This is a genomic window from Deltaproteobacteria bacterium (genome assembly GCA_005879795.1).
GTDB lineage: Bacteria > Desulfobacterota > Binatia > DP-6 > DP-6 > DP-6.
This window is the reverse complement of record VBKJ01000092.1, coordinates 1-5379: the sequence shown is the minus strand read 5'-3', so window position 1 is coordinate 5379 and position 5379 is coordinate 1. Positions and strand designations below refer to the sequence as shown.

General features: G+C 72.0%; 6 protein-coding genes. All 6 read left to right on the top strand.

What is annotated here, in order from left to right; all coding sequences use genetic code 11:
• A partial coding sequence (locus E6J59_04690) for a PAS domain-containing sensor histidine kinase (protein TMB21952.1) occupies positions 1-271 on the top strand: 271 nt, incomplete at its 5' end.
• Entirely contained in the window at positions 268-891 is a 624-nt protein-coding gene (locus E6J59_04685; GenBank protein ID TMB21951.1) for a response regulator transcription factor, read from the top strand. The genes E6J59_04690 and E6J59_04685, both read left to right, overlap by 4 nt.
• Positions 892-1004: 113 nt before the next feature.
• Positions 1005-1370 (top strand): response regulator, encoded by a 366-nt coding sequence (locus E6J59_04680; protein TMB21950.1) that lies wholly within the window; start codon positions 1005-1007, stop codon positions 1368-1370.
• A 269-nt stretch (positions 1371-1639) separates the two neighbouring features.
• Positions 1640-3112, top strand: a complete 1473-nt coding sequence (locus E6J59_04675) for a HAMP domain-containing protein (protein ID TMB21949.1) — start codon at positions 1640-1642, stop codon at positions 3110-3112.
• Positions 3109-4485: a sigma-54-dependent Fis family transcriptional regulator gene (locus E6J59_04670; GenBank protein ID TMB21948.1), complete on the top strand. Its 1377-nt coding sequence runs from the start codon at positions 3109-3111 to the stop codon at positions 4483-4485. The genes E6J59_04675 and E6J59_04670 overlap by 4 nt, the downstream gene beginning before the upstream one ends.
• A gap of 205 nt (positions 4486-4690) precedes the next feature.
• The gene (locus E6J59_04665; GenBank protein TMB21947.1) at positions 4691-5068 is read left to right on the top strand and encodes a hypothetical protein; all 378 of its coding nucleotides are present in this window, start codon (positions 4691-4693) and stop codon (positions 5066-5068) included.
• Positions 5069-5379: the final 311 nt, after the last annotated feature.

Here is a 5379-nt window from a genome sequence, read left to right as displayed (position 1 = left end):
CCGGGGTCGCCTCGTCCTGCGCACCGCGCTCGCGCGGCCCGGCACGCTCGAGATCACGGTCGAGGACGCCGGACCGCCGCTCTCCGATGAGGCGTTCGCGCGGATGTTCCAGCCCTTCTACACGACCAAGCCGGGCGGTCTGGGCGTGGGGCTCTCGATCAGCCGCTCCATCGTCGAGGCGCACGGGGGTCTTCTCTGGGCGTCGCGGAACCCCGAGCGGGGCCTAACCATGCACCTCACCCTGCCGTGCGAGGCGAGTGGGCCCCAGTGAGCGCCGACCCGGTCGTCTTCGTGGTCGACGACGACGCCTCCGTGCGGAGGTCGCTGGCGCGGCTCCTGCGCTCGGCGGGTTTCGAGGTGGAGGCGTTCGCGTCGGCGGAGGACTTCCTCTCCGCGCCGCACCCGGAACGCCCCTCCTGCCTCGTGCTCGATCTCCACATGCCCGGCATCGGCGGGCTCGACCTCCAGCACCGGCTCGCCGCGGCCGGCCTCGACCCCGCCATCGTCTTCCTCACCGGTCACGGCACCGTGCCGTCGAGCGTGCGGGCAATGAAGGCGGGCGCCGTCGACTTCATCCAGAAACCCTTCGACGGACCGGATCTGCTCGCGGCGGTCGGGCGCGCCGTCGACCGGGATCGGGGGGCGCGGGTCGAGCGCCGCGAGCGCGAGCAGGTCCGGGTGCGCTTCGACGTGCTGACACCGCGCGAGCGTCAGGTCATGGCGCTCGTCGTCGCGGGCCTTCCGAACAAGCTCGTGGCCGACCGGCTCGGGACCAGCGAGAAGACCATCAAGGTCCATCGCGGTCGCGTGATGGCGAAGATGGGAGCGGCGTCCCTCGCCGACCTGGTCCGCATGGGCGAGAAGATCGGGGTCCGCGGGGACGCCGGCTGAGCCGGCCGTCTGCCCCGGTCTGGGACCAAAGTCCCATTTACGCGGCGGGCCGGCTCTGGTGCTGTGCTCCCCGGGCGAGATCCTACCGCCCGAACGTGAGAACGAATCGTGGCATGGTACTGGTCGTCGACGACGACGCGTCGGTGCGGAAGGCATTGCGGCGCTTGTTCCACGCGACCGGGCGCAACGTAGAGACGTTCGCGAGCGCGGCCGAGTTCCTCGCCTACGACCTCCCGCCGGACGCGGGATGCCTGGTGCTCGACATCTGCATGCCCGGCATCAGCGGGCTCGACCTGCAGAAGCAGCTCGCGGCGATAAACCCCGACCTGCCGGTGGTCGTGATCACGGGTCACGGCGACGACGAGGTCCGCCAGCGCGCGCTCGAGGGCGGCGCGATCGCCATCCTGGACAAGCCGTTCGACGATCAGAGCCTGCTCGACGCCGTCGAGCTGGCGATGGGACGCAAGAGGTCGTCATGACCCGGTGCTGCCCCGGCGAGAGCGCAGATGGCGTCACGGCGGATCGAGCCGGTCCGCGTAGCGGCGAGTAGCTCCGGCCGACGGCGGGTGGGGAGTGCAGCGAGGCCCGGGGCCGCCGGCGGTCATCGGGGTAGGTGGACCATCTCGGGGTTGGCGTTGTTGGCTGGCCGCCGGCTCCCGTTCCTCGCTGCACGTTCGGCTCCGGTGCACGCCGCGTGCCGGCCGATCGCGCGCGGCAACCGGACCGCACGCACCGCACCGCGCCGCGCGTGTCGCGACGACACGTGGTCAGCGTACCGCTGGGGGTGCTCGTCATCATGGCGGGCTATGCCTGGCTCCAGATCCGGCGGGAGGTCGTCATCTTCGACACCGAGCTCTGGAAGAACGAGAAGTTCGGGCATGGCGCCGCCGCCGCCCTCGCCGAGATCTGGGCGGCCGAGGGAGAAGCGAAGGCCCGGCAGATGCTGGAGACGATCGACCGCTACGGTCCGGGCGTTATCCGTCTCCGCTGGCTGTGGCTCGACGAGGTGCGCGCCGAGCCGCCGCCGGGGCTCTCGGCCGACGATCTCGAGCAGCTTGCCGGGCGCAATGCGGTCGCGCTGCGGGAGACTGCCGGCGGTGAATGGGTACGCCACATCTACGTCCCGATGTCGATTCCCACGGCCCGGCCCGCGCTGATCGAGGTCACGGAGTCGCTGCAGGCGGAGCGGCGCTACATCAACATGAACCACCTGCAGATCGCCGTCGCCACCGCGCTCATCGCGGCCATGTGCGCGCTCACGGCCATGGGGCTCGGCTACTGGTTCGTCGGGCGGCCGATGGCGCTCCTGCGCGACAAGGCCCGCGCCGAGGGCGCGGGCAACTTCGGCGCGCGCCTCGCCCTCCGGCAGCATGACGAGCTCGGCGAGTTCGCCGAGGAGCTGAACGCCATGAGCGACCGCCTCGCCGAGGCGCAGGCGCGCCTCGGCGCCGAGACCGAGGCGCGCATCGCGACGCTCGAGCAGCTCCGGCACACCGATCGCCTGACCACCGTCGGGCGGCTCGCGGCCGGCATCGCGCACGAGCTCGGCACGCCGCTCAACGTCATCGCCGGCCGGGCCGGCCGGATCGCCGCCGTCGAGGGCGGCCGGGGCCAGAGCGCGGACTACGCGCGCATCATCCTGGAGCAGGCGACGCGCATGACGGCCGTCATCCGCCAGCTCCTCGACTTCTCCCGCCGTCAGGGACCGAAGCCCGGTCTCTGCAACCTCCGCACGCTCGCCAGCCGCACGATCGACCTGCCCGCCCCGCTCGCCGAGAAGCAGGGCGTGACCATCGAGCTGAAGTCGCCCGAGGGACTCCTCCCGGTGCGCGTCGATCCGAGCCAGATCCAGCAGGCGTTCGCCAACGTCGTCATGAACGGCATCCAGGCCATGCCCCGCGGGGGCCGTCTGCTCGTCTCGATCGAGCCGGCCGAGGCCCGCCGTCCGAGTGACGCCAGTGGGCGGACGGGGCAGTACCTGCGCGTCACCGTCGAGGATCAGGGCCGCGGCATCGGCGCGGAGGCCCTCCCGCACATCTTCGAGCCGTTCTTCACCACCAAGGACGTGGGCGAGGGCACCGGCCTCGGGCTCTCCGTGGCGCACGGCATCGTGACCGACCACGGTGGCTGGATCGACGTCGAGAGCGAGCCGGGCCGGGGGACGCGGGTCGCGATCTTCCTCGCCTCGGCCGAGCCCGGAACCGCCGAGGTCGCCTCGTGAAGGGGCGTGTCCTCGTCGTCGACGACGATGCGAGCATGTGCGACATGCTCGTCTCCGACCTGGGCGAGCTCGGCTTCGAGGTGAAGGCGCGCACGGCGGCGCCGGCGGCACTGGAAGCGCTCGTCGCGTCGGAGTTCGACGCGGTCGTGGCCGACCTCAACATGCCGGGCATGAGCGGCCTCGAGCTCTGCGAGCGCATCGTCGCGTCTCGCCCGGATGTGCCCGTGATCGTGATCACCGCCTTCGGGAGCATCCAGACGGCGATCGCCGCGATCCGGAGCGGCGCCTACGACTTCGTCACCAAGCCGCTCGAGGTCGACGCCCTGGGGCTCGCGCTCGAGCGGGCGATCCAGCACCGCAGGCTGAGCGACGAGGTACGGCGGCTGCGCCAGGCGGTCGAGGAAACCCGCCGCTTCGGCGCCCTGCTCGGGACCAGCCCCGCGATGCGGCGGATGTACGAGCTGCTCGACCGCATCGCGGACTCCAGCGCGTCGGTGCTGATCGCCGGCGAGACGGGGACCGGAAAGGAGCTCGTCGCGCGCGCCCTCCACGAGCGGGGACGGCGGAAGGCGGGCCCCTTCGTCGCCGTCGACTGCGCGTCCCTCCCGGAGCCGCTGCTCGAGAGCGAGCTCTTCGGGCACGTGCGCGGCGCCTTCACCGACGCGCACGCGGTGCGCAGGGGGCTCTTCGTGCAGGCGAACGGGGGCGCGCTCTTCCTCGACGAGATCGGCGACCTGCCGCTCGCCCTCCAGGCGAAGCTCCTGCGGGCGCTCCAGACGCGCTGCGTGCGGCCGGTCGGCGCCAACGAGGAGGTGCCCTTCGACGTCAACCTGATCGCGGCGACCAACCGCGACCTCGAGTCGGCCGTCGAGGAGGGCCGCTTCCGCGAGGATCTCTACTTCCGGATCAACGTGATCCACGTCGAGATGCCGCCCCTGCGGGCGCGGGGCGGCGACGTGCTCCTCCTCGCGCAGCACTTCGTCGACCGCTACGCCGCGCAGGCCGGCAAGCGCGTCACCGGGCTCTCGCCCGAGGCCGCGGAGCGGCTGCTCGCCTACGTCTGGCCCGGCAACGTGCGCGAGCTCGAGAACTGCATCGAGCGGGCGATCGCCCTCACGCGGCACGAGACGATCGGCCTCGACGATCTCCCGGAGAAGATCCGCGGCTTCCAGCGCTCGCACGTGCTGGTCGCGGGCGACGATCCGTCCGAGCTCGCGCCGCTCGAGGAGGTCGAGCGCCGCTACGTCCTGCGCGTGATGGAGGCGGTCGGCGGGAGCAAGACGCTCGCCGCGCGGGTGCTCGGGATCGGCCGCAAGACGCTCTACCGCAAGCTCGAGCAGTACAAGATCGGCGCCGTCTCCCGGAGTACCTAAGCTAGCACGCCGAGCCCGTGTCGCGTTCCGACCCGGCGGGTCGGCGTGACACGAGGCCGCGCGGCGGCGGCGGCGGCGCGGCCTCCCCCGCGCGAGGGTACGCGCCTTGCACCACTCTCGACCCGGCGTGGCGAGACGCTGCGCGAGAGCGAGGTCGCGAGACATGCACGAGGCTCACACCACCCGGCTTGTGGGGGAGGGGGAAGTGGCGGCGATCGGTACGACGCTGCAGCCGGCGTCGGGCGCCCGCCGGCGCCCGGGGCGCCCGCCCGTCGAGGTGGAGTTCGTGATGCCCTCGCAATTCCACGTCCCGGCCCGCGAGGCGTGGCACCAGGGCGAGAAGCGGCTCATGCTCGCCGTCCTGAAGGATGCCGTCGACATCCTCTCCCAGTACGCTACGGCGAACCAGCCGCGGCGCAGGCAGATATTCGCGAAGACCGTCGCCTGGGTGGCCGCGAACGACACCACCTGGCCCTTCTCCTTCGTCAACATCTGCGACACGCTCGGTTTCGACATCGCCTCGCTGCGAAAGGCGCTCGCGCGCCGCGTGGAGGCGGCACGCCGGGTATGCCGGCCCGAGTGACGTTCGCGAGCGTGACCGATCAACCGGCGGGTCCGCGAGCCTGCCCCGAGCGCCGCGCGTGCGCCGCCAGGATCGCCCGCACCAGGTTGCGGTATGCCGAAGCGTACCCGCCTTTGGCTATGAGTACCGCTCGACTACGGCTCAGGGGAGTCTCTCACTCCTACGTCGAAGCGCCCCACCGGGCGCACAGCTAGGCCTGCGGCACCGCCATCCCCCGCGCCACTGCGGGACGCGCAGTGATCTTGGTGATCCAGCGCGCGACGTTGGCGCCCTCGCCCACCACCTCGGGCTTCGCGCCGCGGATCAGGTCG

Coding starts and splice junctions, on each gene's coding strand:
- E6J59_04680 (TMB21950.1), top strand. CDS start 1,005: ATGGTACTGGTCGTCGACGACGACGCGTCGGTGCGGAAGGCATTGCGG.